22 protein-coding genes are annotated in these 17,528 nt (G+C 69.6%); 2 read left to right on the forward strand and 20 right to left on the reverse strand.

Features of this window, described 5'->3' with window-relative positions:
- Positions 1-57: 57 nt before the first annotated feature.
- The 12 genes from JRI60_RS26860 to JRI60_RS26910 form a co-directional block, all read right to left on the reverse strand.
- Complete coding sequence (locus JRI60_RS26860; RefSeq protein WP_343213340.1) at positions 58-597, reverse strand: hypothetical protein; 540 nt, start codon at positions 595-597, stop codon at positions 58-60.
- Positions 598-1,794: 1,197 nt separating this feature from the next.
- Positions 1,795-2,094 carry a hypothetical protein gene (locus JRI60_RS26865; protein WP_204218729.1) on the reverse strand — a complete coding sequence of 100 codons (300 nt, stop codon included), beginning with the start codon at positions 2,092-2,094 and terminating at the stop codon, positions 1,795-1,797.
- 95 nt (positions 2,095-2,189) lie between these two features.
- Complete coding sequence (locus JRI60_RS26870; protein ID WP_239469744.1) at positions 2,190-2,795, reverse strand: glycoside hydrolase family 19 protein; 606 nt, start codon at positions 2,793-2,795, stop codon at positions 2,190-2,192.
- The gene (locus JRI60_RS53560; RefSeq protein WP_239469745.1) at positions 2,785-3,036 is read right to left on the reverse strand and encodes a hypothetical protein; all 252 of its coding nucleotides are present in this window, start codon (positions 3,034-3,036) and stop codon (positions 2,785-2,787) included. Before JRI60_RS53560 ends, JRI60_RS26870 begins: the two co-directional genes overlap by 11 nt.
- Positions 3,037-3,044: 8 nt before the next feature.
- Positions 3,045-3,506: a hypothetical protein gene (locus tag JRI60_RS26875; protein ID WP_204218731.1), complete on the reverse strand. Its 462-nt coding sequence runs from the start codon at positions 3,504-3,506 to the stop codon at positions 3,045-3,047.
- Between the two features lie 3 nt (positions 3,507-3,509).
- Entirely contained in the window at positions 3,510-4,298 is a 789-nt protein-coding gene (locus JRI60_RS26880; RefSeq protein WP_204218732.1) for a hypothetical protein, read from the reverse strand.
- 31 nt (positions 4,299-4,329) lie between these two features.
- Positions 4,330-4,614 carry a hypothetical protein gene (locus tag JRI60_RS26885; RefSeq protein ID WP_204218733.1) on the reverse strand — a complete coding sequence of 95 codons (285 nt, stop codon included), beginning with the start codon at positions 4,612-4,614 and terminating at the stop codon, positions 4,330-4,332.
- Complete coding sequence (locus JRI60_RS26890; RefSeq protein WP_204218734.1) at positions 4,614-5,303, reverse strand: hypothetical protein; 690 nt, start codon at positions 5,301-5,303, stop codon at positions 4,614-4,616. Before JRI60_RS26890 ends, JRI60_RS26885 begins: the two co-directional genes overlap by 1 nt.
- 39 nt (positions 5,304-5,342) lie before the next feature.
- Positions 5,343-6,707 carry a hypothetical protein gene (locus JRI60_RS26895; protein ID WP_204218735.1) on the reverse strand — a complete coding sequence of 455 codons (1,365 nt, stop codon included), beginning with the start codon at positions 6,705-6,707 and terminating at the stop codon, positions 5,343-5,345.
- A gap of 171 nt (positions 6,708-6,878) precedes the next feature.
- Positions 6,879-7,580 (reverse strand): type IV secretion system DNA-binding domain-containing protein, encoded by a 702-nt coding sequence (locus tag JRI60_RS26900; protein WP_204218736.1) that lies wholly within the window; start codon positions 7,578-7,580, stop codon positions 6,879-6,881.
- Complete coding sequence (locus JRI60_RS26905) at positions 7,577-8,215, reverse strand: hypothetical protein (protein ID WP_204218737.1); 639 nt, start codon at positions 8,213-8,215, stop codon at positions 7,577-7,579. Before JRI60_RS26905 ends, JRI60_RS26900 begins: the two co-directional genes overlap by 4 nt.
- 32 nt (positions 8,216-8,247) lie before the next feature.
- The gene (locus JRI60_RS26910; protein WP_204218738.1) at positions 8,248-8,556 is read right to left on the reverse strand and encodes a hypothetical protein; all 309 of its coding nucleotides are present in this window, start codon (positions 8,554-8,556) and stop codon (positions 8,248-8,250) included.
- A gap of 279 nt (positions 8,557-8,835) precedes the next feature.
- Between JRI60_RS26910 and JRI60_RS55175 the strand changes: the two genes are divergently transcribed.
- On the forward strand, positions 8,836-9,033 hold the full coding sequence (locus tag JRI60_RS55175; RefSeq protein WP_204218739.1) for a helix-turn-helix domain-containing protein: 198 nt from the start codon (positions 8,836-8,838) through the stop codon (positions 9,031-9,033).
- A 32-nt stretch (positions 9,034-9,065) separates the two neighbouring features.
- On the opposite strand, the gene JRI60_RS26920 is transcribed toward JRI60_RS55175, so the two are convergent.
- From JRI60_RS26920 to JRI60_RS26950, 7 genes are all read right to left on the reverse strand, one after another.
- Positions 9,066-10,325 carry a hypothetical protein gene (locus JRI60_RS26920; RefSeq protein ID WP_204218740.1) on the reverse strand — a complete coding sequence of 420 codons (1,260 nt, stop codon included), beginning with the start codon at positions 10,323-10,325 and terminating at the stop codon, positions 9,066-9,068.
- A 53-nt stretch (positions 10,326-10,378) separates the two neighbouring features.
- The gene (locus JRI60_RS26925) at positions 10,379-10,708 is read right to left on the reverse strand and encodes a hypothetical protein (protein ID WP_204218741.1); all 330 of its coding nucleotides are present in this window, start codon (positions 10,706-10,708) and stop codon (positions 10,379-10,381) included.
- Positions 10,701-11,048, reverse strand: coding sequence for a hypothetical protein (locus JRI60_RS26930; protein WP_204218742.1), 348 nt, complete (start codon positions 11,046-11,048; stop codon positions 10,701-10,703). Before JRI60_RS26930 ends, JRI60_RS26925 begins: the two co-directional genes overlap by 8 nt.
- Positions 11,041-11,322, reverse strand: a complete 282-nt coding sequence (locus tag JRI60_RS26935; protein WP_204218743.1) for a hypothetical protein — start codon at positions 11,320-11,322, stop codon at positions 11,041-11,043. The genes JRI60_RS26930 and JRI60_RS26935 overlap by 8 nt, the downstream gene beginning before the upstream one ends.
- Positions 11,319-12,068 (reverse strand): hypothetical protein, encoded by a 750-nt coding sequence (locus JRI60_RS26940; protein WP_204218744.1) that lies wholly within the window; start codon positions 12,066-12,068, stop codon positions 11,319-11,321. The genes JRI60_RS26935 and JRI60_RS26940 overlap by 4 nt, the downstream gene beginning before the upstream one ends.
- A 416-nt stretch (positions 12,069-12,484) precedes the next feature.
- On the reverse strand, positions 12,485-12,688 hold the full coding sequence (locus JRI60_RS26945; protein ID WP_204218745.1) for a hypothetical protein: 204 nt from the start codon (positions 12,686-12,688) through the stop codon (positions 12,485-12,487).
- Between the two features lie 112 nt (positions 12,689-12,800).
- Entirely contained in the window at positions 12,801-13,136 is a 336-nt protein-coding gene (locus JRI60_RS26950) for a hypothetical protein (protein WP_204218746.1), read from the reverse strand.
- Positions 13,137-13,703: 567 nt separating this feature from the next.
- Here JRI60_RS26950 and JRI60_RS26955 point away from each other — a divergent pair.
- Positions 13,704-15,788: a S46 family peptidase gene (locus tag JRI60_RS26955; protein ID WP_204218747.1), complete on the forward strand. Its 2,085-nt coding sequence runs from the start codon at positions 13,704-13,706 to the stop codon at positions 15,786-15,788.
- 102 nt (positions 15,789-15,890) lie between these two features.
- Here the strand turns inward: JRI60_RS26955 and guaA are convergent, their stop codons facing one another.
- Positions 15,891-17,444 (reverse strand): glutamine-hydrolyzing GMP synthase, encoded by a 1,554-nt coding sequence (gene guaA / locus JRI60_RS26960; protein ID WP_239469746.1) that lies wholly within the window; start codon positions 17,442-17,444, stop codon positions 15,891-15,893.
- Positions 17,445-17,528 lie beyond the last annotated feature (84 nt).

Raw genomic sequence — 17,528 nt, forward strand, 5'->3', positions numbered from 1 at the left:
GCTCCGCGGTGCCAGGGGAATGATCCGGGCCGCGGAGCCGCCGGTGGAGACCCGGCGTCAGCGCCGGCGCTGTTTTTGTTTCTTCGCCGGCGGCTGGGGCTTTTCCTTTTCGCCGGAGACCTGGAAGGGAATCCGGAGGTCGGCGACCTCGCGGCCCTGGGCGTCGGTCATCGACGTGCCGGTCTGTGCGTCGATGACCAGGGTGTACTTGTGGCCGGTCTTGAGCGGTGTGGGCAGGGAGATGCGGTACAGCAGCCCGGCCGGGGATTCCTCGGCGGTGTCGTCCGAGACCATGGCGCGATCGACCTCGTCGAACAGGCGGACGCGGTAGTTCCGGAGTACCTGCGTGCTGCGCAGCTCGAGCGTCGACGTGGGATCGATGAGCGGACGGCCTTCTTCCTCGCCAACGAGGGGAATGGTTTCCAGTCCGGCATCCGAGAGCATGGACTGCAGCGTGAACGACGCGGGGCCCGGACCGGCGTCGACGCCCACGTCCGGTTCGGACCCGGGGGCAGTGACGCCCGCGTCGTCGGTGGGGGCGGAGGGCTTGGGACATCCGGCCACGACGAGCGCGGCCGCGCAGACGGCGAAGCTCAAACGGAGGAGTCGCATAGGGGCCGGAGACCCTATGTCTCAACGCCCGGGGCGAGAAGCGTGAAAGCCGGGCACCGGGTGCTGGAGAACGACGCCCGGCGCCACCCCGTTTCCCTCTGACATGGAGTCCGATAAGATGCGTTGGGCCATCTGGGCGCACGCCAACCCGACAGGTCGGCAGTGATTGCGTTGCCAGCAGGGCACCGGTCGTGCTACCTGTAACAGCGGAAATTGCCCCCACGGGACGCCACCACGCGCCAGCCCTTCTGGCTCAGCACGTACAACGCGCCCTTAGCGGAGCGACGTGCACACTTTCCGGGTTCCGGGTGCCAACCGGGCGTGTCCCTGCGCGGCAAACGCATGAACCCACCAGGATGCTCGGCGTCGGCAAAACGTCGAGACAGGGCACCGGGTCGAGTGCGCTAACACTCCCCGGTGCCCGCCGCAGTTTCCCGCAGCGGACGGGACAAAGGCTGCTCGCGCGCCAAGAAAAATGCAAGACCTCAGTGACGCGCATTGCGTCGCTTGCGCGGTTGACGCGCCAATCTTCTGGCGCTCTCCACGCACGTCGAGGCCCCATGTGCCCTGGGGAGGGTGGGGTGTAGGGTGGCAAACATGGCCTGTGCCAGAATGCCTCCCGCACGTCGTTTGCCGCCGCGCCGCACGCCACGTTCTGAGCCCCCGGCGCGCCGGCGCTGGCACGCAGTGGCGACTGCCGCGGCCATGGTTCTGTTAGTGCTGGTGCCCGCCGCCCTCGGTCCCGTCGTGGAACCCGCCCAACCGCCGCTCGCTGGCGAGGCCTGGCCGGTCGACGTGCAGAGCGATCCAGTTCCGGTGCGGCCTGGTTCAGCGCCACACCCAGTGCCCAACCAGAAGCGGGCCCCCTGCACCGCAGGCCTCGAGACGGAGCTGTCTGGGGTGTGTTGGCTCGAGCTGGCGATGAAGCCGCCTAAGTGCCCGCCCCAGACGGTCGCACACGAAGGCAAGTGTCTCTTGCCGGTGGCGACGCCTCGCCCGGTGCCCACCTCGGTTGATGGGGGCGAGCAGCCCGCGCGCTGACATCGAGGGCGTGCGCAATGCGGTCGCTCGATGCGTCGCATTGCGCTCCTGCAGGACGCGCGTGGAGGGCCGGACGCGACAAGGGCGGGAGGAGCTGCTCGAGCAGCTCAACCCCCGCCCCTGGCTACTACTGCCGGGTGCTCACCGCTTGCAGGCGGGACAGACATCGAAGGACGGCGGCACCTTGGCGCCCTCGGGGAAGACGGCGTGCAGCTCCAGGTCCTCGGCGCCGGCGCCGATGGCGGCATGCGCCTGGTCGGCCACCTCGACGGCCTTGTACAGCACCGTGTGCGGCGCCGCGAAGCGATGCACCGCCCAGCGAAACGCGCGCCAGGTGGTGCGCCAGAACCACCCTTCACGGTAGTCCGCGATGCCGTTGTTGTTGAAGTCTGGAAACGCCTTGCTGGGCGTGGGGGGAGTGGGGTTCTCGGACGGATGCATTGCGGTACCTCCGGCGGGTGTGGCGAGGGTCAGCGGCCCGCCGCACGGAGGGCGCGGCGGAGCAGGCAGTAGAGAATCAGCGTGTCCAGCATGGGTCAGGCTCCGAGTACCTGGCGCGCGCGGGACCAGTAGGCCTCCCGCTGATCCAGGCCGTTGTAGCCGCCGTTGATGCGGCGGGTGACCTCGCGGAAGTTGCCGGCGTCGGCCAGCGCGCTCAGCTCCCGCGAGCGCCAGAACCACGCGGCCACGCGGAAGCCCACATCGGGTTGCGCTGCAAGCTCCGGCTGCTGCTCGAGCGGAAGGCCGAGCGCGTCGCCGGCGGCGCGGTAGTTGGAGCGGCCGGTGAGTTGGATGGGACCACGGCCCTTGTACCGCCGTCCGTCGCCCGTCTGCGTGTTGCCCAGGTCCTTGCGGCCCTCGTAGGCCTCTCCGCTGGCGAGCTCTTCCATGTACCGCAGCTCTCCGGACTCGTGCGCGAGCTGCGCGAGGAACGCGGCCTGGCGCGCGGGCGTGGTGATGCCCCCCTCGTCCATGGCCGCCAGCAGCTCGCCCGCGTACCGCCCCGCATCCACGAGGGAGAGGCGCGGCATGATGGAGCGCAGCTGCACAGCAAAGCGACTGGTGCGACGGGTGGCGAGGTACACGAGGCCTCCGAGGATGGCGGCGCCGGCGGCGGCCAGCGCCCAGCGGTTACTTGACATGGCTCGCACCGCCCTCCGGCTCCAAGCGCCGCACGCGCCCGCGCAGCCGCACCAGCTCGCGCAAGTACCGCGTGCCGCGCTCCTCGAGGGCCGCGATGCGCGACAGCACACCGTCCTTCCCCCGCAGCTCCGCGTGCACCGCATCGCGCACCAGCTGCGCGAGCGTGCTGCGCGTCACTCGCTGGCCCAGGTAGCTACCGGCGAAGGCCGCCACGGCCAGCAACGCATCTCGTGGTTCCACGGTGCACCTCACTTCGCCGCGCGGGCGAGGTTGACTGCGATGACGGTGACGGCCGCGAGCGCGAGCGCGCCGGCCGTCCACTTCACCCACGAGGGCCACGCCCCCGGAGTGACGATGCTCCCCGCGGCGGCCTTCACCGCGGCGAACAAGCTGCGGTCGTAGGCCTCCGCGGAAATCTTCTGGACGGCGTCGGCCAGGTCGTTGCGGCCGAAGTCCAGGAAGCGCTCGACCGTGTACTCGGAGCCGTCGTCGCGCCTCCCGGCCAGTGCCCAGCGGCGATAGGTGCTGGCCCACTGCTCGAGCAGCACGCCCATGTCCAGGTAGGACTTGCGGATGGCCTGCTGCTCGGAGCTGGGGAAGAAGCCCCCCGCGTTGGCCTCGACTCGAGCGAGGCCCGCGCGGTACTGGCGCCGCAGCTCCGCCACCGCGGCGTCAATCTGCTGTGACTGCTGCGCGGTGGCGGCGGCCATGGCTCAGCGCAGCCCCACCAACCGCACCTCGGAGACGCCGGCACTGGTGAGGGTGCTGTTGACCCCATCCGTCACCCGGTAGCCCAGCCGCACCCAGGGGTAGCGCTGGAGGATGACCGACTGCGGGACCTCGTTTTCCAGGTTGACCGCCATCCCGGCACCAACGAAGACCATCCGCTGCTCCCCAAGAGCCACTTGGTGCAGGAAGGAGCCATACGGGGCCTCGGTGGACGCGTTGGGAGCCCCCGCTACCTCGATCAGCACCTCCAGCACCGGGCTGCTTCCGGGCGTGGCGTCGTCAGGCGCGATGTCGTTGGTCACAAAGAGCACCAGGTGCGTGTAGCCGCTCACGTCGAACGGCTCCGGCCTGGTGTTGCTCACCTTCACCACGGTCCCGGTGACAGAGGGGAGGTACCAGACGGTGTTCCGCGCGAGCTCGGCCGCGGACCAGGTCGACTTCTGGGCGATGATGGGCGACGCCGAGCGCATTGCAGTGACGCCGCCGCTGATGGAGTCGCCGGCGTACTCCATCAGGTTCAGGTGCCACCTGTCGCCGGCGGTCCCTCCGAGCAGCTCAAGCTGGGAGAAGCCGCCGTCGAAGTAGAGCGCCCGGTCATCCTCGACGACGTGCACGTTGTTGGTGTCCGCGTTCAGACGCACGCGCGCCGAGAACGGGATGGGGTTGCCGGTGATGGCGTTCGTCAGCGGCTTGAGCGAGAAGCCGCGCCCCGGCCCGGAGAGCTTCTGGGCGGTGGTGTCCGAAATGGTGACGTCGATGGGAGTGATGGCCATGACTTCCTCTCTGGTGCTGCGTGGGTGAGGCTCAGAAGCGGATGCGGTCGAACAGACCCTTGACCGTGTTGAAGATCTGCGTACCCGTGTTGACGATGGTGTTGATGGCGTTGGCGGTGTTGCTCACCGTCGTCGTCACTGAAGATGTCTTCGGAGCCGGAGAGGAAACTGCGACAGCCGTAGAAGTGGGAACAGGAAGACCCGACACGACCGCGGGGGCCGACACGGGCGCATTGCGTTGACGGGTGACGTAGACGGCCACGGCGGCGGCTGCGGCGATGGCGGCGACGCTGATGATGACGGTGGTGTTGTTCATCACTTCTTCCCGAAGAGGCTGCCCAGGGACTTCACCGCGGAGCCGATGGCAGAGAACGGCTTCGACGTGATGTTCTTGCTATTGGAGGGGTCGATGGCCCGGAAGACGCTGCGCACGTCCTGCTCCACCTTCTTCCCGGCCACGAGCCCGATGCCGGCGCTCACCACCTCGGCCGTGAGCTTGATGGGCACGCCCAGGCCTCCGGTGGCAGCCGCAATGCCCGTCGTCTGGCTGATGACCTTGGTGACCTGTGCGGGCACACCAATGGCCGTGAGGGCCTTCTCGGTGACGCCCTTCACGCCGAAGCCCACCGCGGCCGGAGCGAAGACGCGCGCCAGGTTGCCCGCGCCCTCGCCGGCGACCTTCTCGACGACGGTTCCAATCGCATCCGCCGCCTTGAGCCCGACGCCCACCATGGCGGCCGTGCTCGCCACCGTCGAGAGCGCCTGGGAGGCACCGGAGAGGACCGGGGGCAGCGTCGGAGCCCCGACGTTGACGGGCGCCGGGGCCGGGGTTGCCGGAACGCCCGCCCCGGCGGTGCTCGGGCTCGCCACCGGCCCGGCGGGCTGCACCGGCGGAGCTGGAGGGGGAGGGGGCGCGGTGGGCCCCGCGGGCGGCTTGCTTCGGGTGAGCGCGTAGGCAGCCCCCGCCGCTCCGAGCGCGCCGATGATGACGACAGCCTTGTTCATGTTGGACCTCGGAGGGGAGGGGACTGCCTGGCGCCGGGACTACGAGATGGTCTTGCGCACGTCGTCCAGGGTGCGGCTGCCCCGGCTGGCGAAGCCGCGCACGTCCTGCACTGCGCCCGGGAGCTGGAGCGCGAGCTGCTGCGCCACGCCCTCGGCGGACTGCGCCTCGCCATTGGCGCGGTACTGCGCGTAGGCGCCGCGCGCACGCTCGAGCAGAGAGGCGGGGATGAAGACGGACGCGGCCTCGCCGGTCTCGAACAGGCGGCCCGCGTCGCTCACGAGCCCCGCGTACTGCTCGAACTCCGGCTCCGTCTGGTCGAAGAACACCATGGGCGCGTAGGCGTGCAGGTGGTCCGGGTAGTCCTGAAGGCCGAGCACCCGCGCCAGGTTGACGGCGCGAAGGGTCTTGTTCGCGATGGTCTTCCCCGCCACGTCCTGGATGTCCTCGCGCACCTCGTCCTCGCCGGGGATGGGCATGATGAGGCCTCGGAACTTCGCGGTGCCGAGCGTCTTCGTAATCTGCCGCAGGCGCGGCTCGCCCGCGGGCAGGTCCTTGATGCGCACGTCGGGCGTGAGGGGCCAGTACAGCGGCGTCTCCCGGTCGTTGAGGTAGGACTCGCCCGGCGCGTTGGGGACGTCCAGCTTCTGGATCATCCCGTCGATGGCGGACATGTCCGTGTAGAGGACATCCTCACCGATGCGGACCTCGATGTTCGACAGGACCGTGCTCAGCTGCACCGCCGAGTCCTCGCTGAGGTAGAGCGGCAGGCCGCGGGGCAGGCGCGCCACCTTGTCGATCTCGTCGACCTCCTGCCACTCCGGCAGGTACGTGAAGCGGTTGTGGTACTTCGCGCAGCTGAAGTCGTCCGGGAACACCTCCACGGTGATGTTGCCGTTGAAGGCGCAGCCCGAGGGCAGGCTGTCGGTGCCGCGCTTCCACTCGAGCTGCATCGTCTTGGCCTGGTAGCGCCCCACGCCGAAGAAGCGCACGAAGTCCCGGTCGTTCCAGAGGTAGCCCGTGGGGATGACCACCCACAGCACGCACTGCGTGGTGGTGCCGTTGGTGAGCGAGCGCGCCAGGCCGGTGGAGCTGTTGGTGTAGCCCTCCCACTCGGAGCCGAGCAGCAGGCGCGCGATGCGCTGCATACGCGTGAGGGACAGGAGGTTGTAGGGGATGCGGCGGTTGGACTTGCCATAGGAGAGCTTCACGCGGAAGCCGTCCAGCAGGCTCTGCTTCTGGGTGTCCGAGAGGGTGATGGCCCCGCCCGAGGTGTTCTGGATGGGGAACGTCACCTTGCAGCGGATGCCCTGCATCAGGCGGTTCTCGTCCAGGTCCAGCTTGCCGCGCGCCAGCATGTCCGAGGTGTTGGGGCCCGTGAGGGTCAGCGTCGAAATCGACTTCATTGGGAGTCCTCGCAGGCCCGCGCGCCGAGGTGCGCGCGCGGGCGGTTGGAAGTGGGGTGGGGGAGGGCAGTGCCGACTACAGGTAGGCGCGCACGGCCGCGGGGGCGAACTTCTTGAGCAGCGCGGTGGCGACGATGGTGATCACCACGCTGGCGGCGATGGTCTTGACGTTCATCTCTTCTTCTGCACTTTCTGCGCTCGTGGCGCGTCGACGGCGTCCGTCCAGTGACGCCATTCCCTCGGTGCGAGGCGCGACACCTCGTCCGCAAACGTGGCTCCAGCGACCTCCGCCAGCGCGTCCAGGTCCTCCGGGTCATCCTGGCGCCCGCTGTTGATTTGGCTGGCCTGGGTGCGCGCCGTCTTCTCCAACTGGACGGCGCGCTGCATGACGGGGCAGAAGGGCGCGCCCCAGTGCCGCGACTCGCACGCCATGATGGAGAGGGCCTTGCGCGCGTACTGCCCCCAGTTGCCCACCTCGTCCGCGAACACCACCAGGGAAAACTCCGAGTCCTCCTCGGCGGCGTCACCGATGGCCTCGACCAGGCGCGAGAAGAACACCCCGCGCTCCTGTGGGTCCCTGCTGGCGGGGACGATGGCAGCAGCGAGCCCAGGGCGGTGCAGCAGCTCCGGGTCCGCGAGCAGTTGCCAGGACTCCAGCCGCTGAGGGAGCGGCCCGAGGGTGACGTGCTTGGTCGCGCGTCCGAGTTGGCTCCACTCGTCGAAGGGGTCAAACGCGATGACGCGCTGCCGGCGCGCCATGCAGCCGGCCGCAGCGGCCTTCGCGCGAGTGCTCTTTCCCGTGCCGCGCTTCCCGACGAACAGGACAACGTCCTGGTCACCGATGATGATGTTGGGGGGGCGGACCTTGCTCATGCTGCGGCCACCGGCGTGCCGGCGCCCTGGAGTGCGCGCGCATTGCCATCGGCCTTGCCACCGTCCCCGAAGAACTTCTCCGCCACGAGCTCGGCGGTGGGCTTGGCGAGCCACGCCGCCAGAACGAGCCCGAGCCGGGCCTCCGGAGTCGTCATCACCGCGGGGCCATACTTGGCCATCACCGGCGCGAGCGCGGCGGCCAGCTCCTGCTGAATCTCCGGGCTCTGCTCGAAGCGCGTGCCCTTGACGCCGGCGGCGAGCGTCTTCGCCAGCGACTCGGCGGCGGGGGCCCACAACCGCACCTCGTCCTCCGGGGGCAGCGCGGCGGCCTTGTCCTGGCCCTCGGCCGGCTTCTTCTCCGCGGGCGCGGCGGGCTCCCCACCCTTGCCGCGCTTTCCCGGCGTCACGTCCTCGAGGGCGGCCGCGGCGGCCTCGAGCTGGTCGATGTTGCCCTCGGCCATGAGGCGCTCGAGGCGGCGGGACACGGCGCGGCGCGCATTGCTCGCGCGCGCCTGCTCCGGCGTCTTCGGCTTGCGCTCGCGCCTGGCTCGCGGCGCGTCCCCCTCGGGCGGCGCGCCGGCGTCCTGGTGCCGCTCGGAGGGCATGTCACTGGGCGTGACTTCGTCGGGTTGCATTGCGCGTCACCTGAGAGAGGGCAGGGGAGGGACTACTTCGCGGGGTGCTGCTCGAGCTTGTTGGCCTCGCTCTCCAGCTCCGCCAGGTCGCTCTCGGCGGTGGGCATCTCCTCGAGCGTCACCGGAACGCCGAGAGCCTGGAGCCGCGTGGCCAGGGCGGAGCGACGGTCGCCGCTGCCCATCTTGTCGAGCGCGGCGCGCACCATGGCGAGGGCGGCGCGTGGCTGCGCGACGACGCGCGCCACCTGCACCACGTCCTGCACGCCCGCGCGCCCCTCACGGGCCTCGCGCGCCTCCTGCTCCAGGCGGTACTGCTTCTCACGAATGGTCTCGGCCGGCATGGGTCCTCCAGAGAGTGGTGTGAGGGACAAGAGGGCGGTCGCTGGGCTCTCTGGCCGGCGCCGGCTGCCGTAGCGAGTCCGGGCCATTCCGCTGCTGGCGCCCTCCTGCCCCGTCACGAAATGAGATGTGACAGAAGTTGCGACAGAAAGGAGCTACACGCGTTCCGGCGCTTTCACGTGGCGCGCGCTGTGGCGCGCGCGCGCCTATTCCCCACCACAATTTCCCCAACGGGGCGGCACGCTGCGCGCCATGTCCGCGACGCAGGTACAATCCCTCTCATGTCGTGTCCGCAACCGCGCTGGGTGACAATCAAAGAGGCATCAACTCTCGCCGGCTGTGATGAGGAGACAGTCCGCCGTTGGTGCGTCGAGGGACGCATTCACGCGCGGAAGCTGGCTGGCTCCGTGTGGCGCATCCGCATCGACAAGGACAACCTGCCTGCGGACCCTCCGGAAGAAGAGGCGCGCGCGCAGTAGATGCCACGCCGCGGCGCGCGACACACTGCGCGTCAAAGCGCACCACTCTCCGGGAATAGTTCGCATTGCGCCGCGCGGGCCCCAGCCGCACGCTGCGCCTCGACCAGGCGCCAGGCCTCGAGCAGGACAGGGCGCGCGAGTTCCACCAGCTGCGCACGCTCCTCGGCGGTGGCACGAGCCCAGGCCGCGGGCCACAACTCCGGCGCGGTGAGAATGGGGCGCACCACGCGCCGCCACCCCTTGCGGCGCCAGTGGTACGGCTCCAGGTCCGCGCGCGACCAGGCGCACGAGGAGACGTGGTGTCCGGTGCCCTCGTACTCGCGCCATAGCCGCACGTGGCGCGGGCAACGGCACGGGGCAGGCACCCTCTCGAAAACGGGCTCCCAGCGGGCCTTGGTGGCGCAATAGGCCGCGTTCGTGCGCAGCGGGTCGGTTACCCCACCCCCACGGCCAGCCCCCCCAGGCACTGCGCCAGAGGCTTGAGACATGGCCCCTTGGGCGCGCCCACTCTCCGGGACACTGCGAGCGACGGAGGGAGCGAGCCCCACAACCCTTCCTGACTCCGCGCGCAATCGAAGCTCGCCGGCCTGTGGATAACTGGGCCCGCGCTCTATCAACCCCTCGTAGTTAAGACTACCGTCCGTCACGGCGTGAGGTGTCTCCTTTCCTCCGGGCGGGCCCTCGGACGCCCCGTTGGAGGGCGGGGAAGGGAGGCTGATCCGGGCCTCCAGGGCCCGCAGGGAGGGCGCCAAAGCCCGCGCCAGGCGCTCCAGGCACCCCGCGCGGGCACGCCGCAGCTCGCCCCCCGTCACGCGCTGCGCGAAGCCCACTCGCTCAACCAGGGCGCGGCCCTTGTCGGTGAGCCCGGAGATGCTCCACACGTTGGCGAAGCGCCGGGCCTTGCCGGCCAGGTCGGTCCACTCCGCAATGCGCTGAGCCTCCGGCAGCTCCGCGGTGAGGTGCTCAATGGTGCGGAGCTGCTCGTGCCGGTCGAGCAGCCCCGCATCGCGCAGCTCAGAAAACGCGCGCGCCAGGTGGCTGCGGTGGCTCCCCTGCCAGCGCGCCCACTCGTAGAGCGGTGCCTGGATTCCCACGGGCACGACGGCGTGCACCGCCAGGAGGAAACACGCCGCGGGAGTGAGCGCGCGCAACTCGGGCGCGCTCGAGCGCCACCGGTACACCTCGCGCTTATAGTCCACCCCCCAGGCCTCGCCCAGGGCGCGGAAGTCGTCCGCCACTGCGTACCGGTCCGCCCAGCCCAGGACCGAGCGGGGCAGCTTCAGCCCGCGCACCGGCAGGGCCGGGGCGGGTGGAGTCGGGGAGCGCGCGCCGCGCTGCTGGCGCGTCAACCCGTGGACGGGCGACGCGGTGCCGAGCCACGGTTCTCGGCTGTGGGTGATTCATCCGTGGTGGTGCTGTTGGCGCGCACGTAGCGCGCCACGGACTGCCAAAACTCCCGCCACTCAGGTGCGCGCACGGCGGCCTCCCTGAGTGGCACGCGCGGTGGAGGAGGGGGGGGCACACGCCCCTCCTCCTCGTCCCACTGGCGCAGCTCCCGCGCGCGCTCCTCCACCATGGCGGCCCGCTCCAGGCCGCGCAAACGACGAGCGCGGCACATGGAGCAGTCGCAGGTGAGGGAGAAGCCCAGGCAGGGTTTGGGGCGCGAGCTACCCATGTCCCGCCTCGACGCGGCGGAACGACGCGGCGCGCTCGCCGGCCCACTCGCGGATGCACTGCGCCAACATGTCGTCCAGGTTGGCTACGCGCTCCGCTGCGGCGCGCGTGGCGCTCCGCGCGGCGAGCCACGTGCGCAGCGCGGCGTCGCACGCGGAGCTGTCCGGCCCGTTCTCGGCCAAGCGCCTCTGGAGCGCGCTCCATGCCGCGCGCTCGTTCTGGACAGCGTCACCCAGCGTCGAGCGCGCGCGCCCGTGGGACTGGAGGGTCCGCAGGTACGCAAGCTCCGCCGGCGTTCGGCCCGGAGAGCCAGAGGGCAGCAGGCAGGAGGTGCTACCCATGCAGCACCTCCTGCTCCACCGCGCGCACTGCGTCGTTCAGGTCCATGCCCGCGACGTTGAGCGGACCCGCAGCCAAGTAGCGACGCCTCAACGCCACCATCCAGGCCTCGCGCAGCTCGACCACGTCCGGGTCCGATGGACCCCGCTCCGACGCCATCGTCGTCCAGGCGAGCCACGCTCCAACCTCGGCACCCCACGCCTGCTGGAACTCCTCCAGTTGGCGGTGGTACGCCAGCAGCGCCTCCGTCGCGCGCTCCCTCGCAGGCGTCGTCATCGCTTGGCCCTCCGACTCGAGCTGCGGCGCGGCTTCGCCGGCTTCTCCGCGGGCCCCTGGCTCTGTTGCGCCGCGCGGAACGGCCCCACGGGGAGCGTCTGCTCCCACCACACTTCACAACCGCAGGTCGGGCAGGCCTTGAGCGCTCTTGGACGGTGAGCGCAGACAAACAGCCCGCACCCCGAGCACATGGCCACGAAGGAGTCCCCCGCGAGGATCGCGGGAGTCGGCTCCAGCTCCACGGCTGGGTGCCGCGCTTGGTGCGCCGGCGCGGCGCGCTCCAGCTCCGCAATGCGCACCTGCAGGAGCTTCACCTCCTTGCTGGGGAGCCGCGGTTCCACGCCGGCGGGAAGGCCGTTGACGTGATTGGCCCAGTCGACGCCCACCAGGCGCCACCAGTCCGCCTCCGTCCACGAGCGGTTGGCGCCGTACCAGGGCCCAGGACGGTATGAGGGCATCCGCGATGCGGCGCGCTTGCCTTCCTCACGCTCGCTGGCGCTGAGCCGGAGGGGAAAGGTCTTCTTCACGTGCGGGGAGCTGATGGAGGGAGGCGCGGGCCTTGCCGGCGCGCCCGCGGGCTCGGCCAGCCCGTCGAGGGGGGCCGCCTCCGGCGAGGGCCCCTCTGGGCCCAGGCCGCACGGGCCCGGGTGCCAGGGTTGCTCGCAGTTCCAGCAGGTGGACGACTCGGACGGCTCCTCCAGCAGTTCCGGGAGCGCCAGGCGGTGCTGCTTCCCCGTGCTATCCATGGCGCGCCCCCAGGCGCTCCAGCTCGTCCAGAAGTCGCGTCATCGCCTGGAGTGCGTCGCGGGTACCCGCGATCGCACCGTCCACCTCAGCGAGTTGCAGAACAGTCAGACCCGCCGTGGCCCCCGCTGGCGCGAGGGGACCTGGGAGACACTCGCGAGCGGCCCCCAGCTCGCGCCGGAGTTCCCCGAGGAGCGAGCGCGCCGCAGTGCTGAGCTCAACGCTGAGCGCCTCGACGCGCGAGCTTCCCGCGCGAGCCGACGGACTGGGGTCGGTCTGACGGGCATGCGCGCTCTTCACCAGACGTCGCCCGCATGTGCAGTTCGGCGCCGGAAGATACGCGGGGAACGGGTTGCACGTGCACGACTCTGGCTCCAAGTGGCACGCCTGGCACACCAGAATGGCCGGGAGGCAGGAGTCAGCCACGAGCCACCTCCGCGAGCCCCTTCGCCGCTGCCTCACCGAGGTGCATCAACTCCCTGGCCCTCACGGTGAGCGTCCACGTGCCGTCCTCCAGGCACGTGACGAAGTCCGCCAGCGCCAACATGTCGAGAACGCCGAGGACGACGCCGGCGGTCGGAGAACCGCCAATCTCCTCGGCAATCGCAGGGTCCAGCCTCATCAGCGCCTGCTGCACCTGGCGCGCAGACGCAAAGCCCGCCTGGAAGAGGACCGCAAGGACAAGGCGTTCAATCGGACGAATCGCCCGACGGGGCCAAAGGTGCGTTCGGCGGCTAGCCATGGCGCACCTCGGCAAGGCGCTCCAGCAGGTATTGGGCCTCGCTCTCGTAGTGGTGCGCCATGCGCCGCAGCCCGGCGGCACGCGCGTCCTGAGCGCGCGCCTGGTGGCTCGCAATGCGCTCCTCGACGGCGAGCCGCTCAAGGGCGCTCTCGACCTCCTGCCGGTCCGCCACCAGCTGTGCCCACTCGGCGCGCTCCTCTTGCGTGCAGGGGACCCCTCCCGACAGACGGGACAGGAACGCGTCACGGCGCTCGGCAATCTGCCGCGCGCGCAGCTCGAGCGCCGCGCGCGTACCACGTGGGGGGTATTGACTCGGGTCGCTATGCATGTGGGTGGCTCCTCGCGCGGCGGGAAAAGCCACAAGCCCAGGCGTGCGCCCCTGAATGGAGGGGAGATCACGCCGGGCCTGTGTCGGGAGCCACCCCGCGCGACGATGGCTCCCAGACGAATGACGGGGGGTGCGCGAGCCCGGAGAGGGCTCCAGCGCGACCTCGAATCGAACCTGTTGGGTTGACGCCTCCGCGACCACTCCAGCGACCAGCGAGACGCCCACCAACCACGCGGTCAGCAACCGAGCAGTGGGCGCCAACCCCTCGAAACTAGGCCGCTTCCACAGCTTGCGTCTGATAAGATGCGTTATGTAAACTAAGCCCACGGGTTCCCCGAGGGCCTCCTGGCCGCGGTTCCAAAGCCCGATTCGCGGCGCCTCCCCCGTCCCCACCAGGCCTCCGGCGACCGACGAGCCGCGTCATCCGCACTTCTTCCCGCGACCTGGAAATCAAAGTTCCGTTCATGAGTTCAGGGGCCGGGAATTTCCCCCCCACTTGACCGCGACCGGCGGTTCCCGGGACAAACCGCGTCACTTCCGGATCCCGGAAGGACTCCAAGGAATCTCATGAAGCGTCTGCTCATCCTCGCCTCCCTCATCGGCGCCGCCCCCGCGCTCGCCGACGAAGGCATGTGGACGTACAACAACTTCCCCGCCGCCAAGGTCAAGGAGAAGTACGGCTTCGAGCCCTCCCAGGCGTGGCTCGACAAGGTGCGCCTGTCCTCGGCCAAGTTCGGCGGCGGCTGCTCGGCGAGCTTCGTCTCCCCGAACGGCCTGGTGATGACGAACCACCACTGTGCCCGTGGCTGCATCCAGCAGCTGTCCACCGCCCAGAAGGACCTCATCGCCAACGGCTTCTACGCCCAGACCCAGGCCCAGGAACTTCAGTGTCCGGCACTCGAGGTCAGCCAGCTCGTTGAGATCACCGACGTCACCGCCCAGTTCAACACCGCCACCAAGGGCCTCACCGGCAAGCAGTACGCCGACACCCTCCGGGCCGAGATGGCCAAGCTGGAAAAGGCCTGCGCCACCAGCGACGACATCCGCTGCAACGTGGTGACGCTCTACCAGGGCGGCCGGTACAACCTTTACAAGTACAACCGCTTCCAGGACGTGCGGCTCGTGTTCGCCCCCGAGCACGCCTCCGCCGCCTTCGGTGGCGATCCGGACAACTTCGAGTTCCCCCGGTATGACCTGGACGTGACCTTCGTGCGCGTCTACGGCAAGGACGGCAAGCCCGCGAAGATCGACAACTACTTCAAGTGGTCCGCCCAGGGCGCCAAGGAAGGCGAGCTCACCTTCATCCCTGGCCACCCGGGAAGGACCTCGCGTGGCCTGACCGTGGCCCAGCTCGAGTACCTGCGGGACGTCTCCCTGCCCAAGACGCTCTTCCGGCAGTCGGAGTTCCGCGGGATGACCACCGAGTTCCAGAACCGCGGCCCCGAGCAGAAGCGCATCTCCAGCAACCAGCTCCTCATGGTGGAGAACTCGCTCAAGGCCAACAAGGGCAAGCTCGAGCAGCTGTCCGACAAGAACTTCTTCGCCCAGAAGGTCGCCGCCGAGCAGGAGCTGCGCCAGAAGGTCAACGCGGATCCGAAGCTGAAGGCGAAGTATGGCGCCGCCTGGGACGAGATCGCCCGCGCCCAGAACGCCTACCGCGACATCCGCGAGGAGTTCGAGGCCATGGAGGGCTCCGGCATCAGCGGGCAGCTCTTCGCTTTCGCCCGGACCCTGGTGCGCGCCGCCGAGGAGCTCCCCAAGCCGGACTCGGAGCGCCTGCGCGGGTTCAACGACGCCAGCCTGACCGCCCTCAAGACCCAGCTGGCGAGCAAGGCGCCCCTCTATCCGGAGCTGGAGATCGCCAACCTGACGTTCTCCCTCACCAAGATGCGCGAGGAGCTCGGGCCGGATCACCCCTTCGTGAAGAAGGTGCTCGGCAAGGAGTCTCCGCGGGCGCTGGCCACCCGCCTGGTCAAGGGCTCCAAGCTGGCCGATCCCAAGGTCCGCGAGGCCCTCTTCACCGGCGGCAAGAAGGCCATCGACGCTTCCACGGATGCGATGATCCGGCTGGCGGCCCTGGTCGACCCGGATGCCCGCGCCATCCGCAAGAAGTACGAGGAGGAAGTCGAGGCCGTCATCCGCAAGAACAGCGAGCTGGTCGCCCAGGCCCGCTTCGACCTCTACGGCACCGACCTCTACCCGGACGCCACGGGCACCCTGCGTCTGTCCTACGGCTCGGTGAAGGGCTACATGGAGGACGGCAAGAAGGTGGAGCCCTTCACCACCATGGGCGCCACCTTCGACCGTCACACCGGTGAGGATCCGTTCGCCCTGCCCAAATCCTGGCTCGCCGCCCAGAAGGACCTGACGGCCAGCACCCCGATGAACTTCGTCACCACCAACGACATCATCGGCGGCAACTCGGGCTCGCCCATCATCAGCAAGGACGCGGAGATCGTCGGTCTCGTGTTCGACGGCAACAGGCAGTCGCTCGGTGGTGAGTACGGCTACGACGAGACCGCCAACCGCGCCATTGGCGTGCACAGCGAGGCCCTCGTCGAGTCGCTCAAGAAGATCTACAAGGCCGACCGCATCCTCGAGGAGCTGCGTCCCGGCTCCACCCCCACCGTGAAGTCCGCTCCGGGCCGGTAATCCCCTGCCTGTAGCACCCTGAAGAACCCCGAAAAAACGAAGGGGCTGCCCGGTTCATGGGCAGCCCCTTTGTGCTTCTGGTGTTCGCCCTTCCCGCCGCGCCTACTCCCACTCGATGGTGGCGGGCGGCTTGGACGAGATGTCGTAGACGACGCGGTTGATGCCGCGCACCTCGTTGGTGATGCGCGTGGAGATGCGCTCGAGCACCGGGTACGGCAGCCGCGCCCAGTCCGCCGTCATGCCATCCACGCTCGTCACCGCGCGCAGCACGCAGGTGGACTCGTAGGTGCGCTCGTCACCCATCACGCCCACGCTCTGCACCGGCAGCAGCACCGCGAAGGCCTGCCACAGCTCCTTGTACAGCCCCGCGTCCCGGATCTCCTGCTGGACGATCGCGTCCGCGCGGCGCACCAGCTCCAGCCGCTCCTCGGTGATGTCCCCCAGCACCCGGATCGCCAGGCCCGGCCCCGGGAACGGCTGCCGCGACACCATCTCGTCCGGCAACCCCAGCTCGCGGCCCAGCGCGCGGACCTCGTCCTTGAAGAGCTCGCGCAGCGGCTCCACCAGCTTGAGGTTCATCTTCTCCGGCAGCCCTCCCACGTTGTGGTGGCTCTTGATGGTGACCGAGGGGCCCTTGTACGAGACGGACTCGATCACGTCCGGGTACAGCGTGCCCTGCGCCAGGAACTCCGCGCCCTGCACCTCGCGCGCGGCCTCCTCGAACACCGCGATGAACTCGCGGCCGATGATCTTCCGCTTCTTCTCCGGATCCGTGACGCCGGCCAGCTTCTCCAGGAAGCGCGCCCGCGCATCCACCGTCTTCAGCGGCACGTGGAAGCGATCCACGAAGAGCGCCTCCACCTGCGAGCGCTCCCCCTGCCTCAGCAGGCCGTTGTCCACGAAGATGCACTGCAGCCGCGCGCCGAGCGCCCGGTGCAGCAACAGCGCCGCCACCGAGCTGTCCACGCCACCCGACAGCCCGCAGATGACGCGGCCGTGCTCGCCCACCTGGCGCCGGATGGCCTCCTCGGCCTCCTGGATGAAGCCCTTCATCGTCCAGCTCCCGCTCACCTTGCAGTCGGTGAACAGGAAGGCGCGCAGCATCTCCTTGCCCATCGGGGTGTGCACCACCTCGGGGTGGAACTGCAGCCCGTAGATGGGCTTGCTCTTGTGGGCCGCCGCCGCGAAGGGCGAGTTGCCGCTGCGGCCGATGGACTCGAAGTCCGGCGGCAGCGCGTCCACCCGATCTCCGTGGCTCATCCACACCTTCACCCGCTCTCCCAGGGGGAAACCGGCGAGCGGGCCCCGGGCCGCCAGCACCTCCACCTCGGCGGCGCCGTACTCCCGATGCGCCGACCGATCCACCCGGCCGCCCAGCAGCTTGGAGATCAGTTGGAGTCCGTAGCAGATGCCCAGCACCGGCAGGCCCGCGTCGAAGACGTAGGGATCACACCGCGGCGAGCCCTGCGCCTCCACCGAGGCCGGCCCTCCCGACAGGATGATGCCCCGAGGGGCGAAGCGGCGGATGTCCTCCGCGGGCAGATCGGGACGGTGGATCTCGCAGTACACGCCGAGCTCTCTCACCCGGCGGGCGATGAGTTGCGTGTACTGGCTCCCGAAATCGAGGATCAGGATCTTCTCGGCGTGAATGTCCACCACACTCTCCAAGGGGGGCGCGCGTTGACGGATGCGGGCCTTATCGCTACAAACTTTCGGAAATCAACCATTAAGTCCCGCTCG

Source organism: Archangium violaceum (genome assembly GCF_016887565.1).
Taxonomy (GTDB): Bacteria; Myxococcota; Myxococcia; order Myxococcales; family Myxococcaceae; genus Archangium; species Archangium violaceum_B.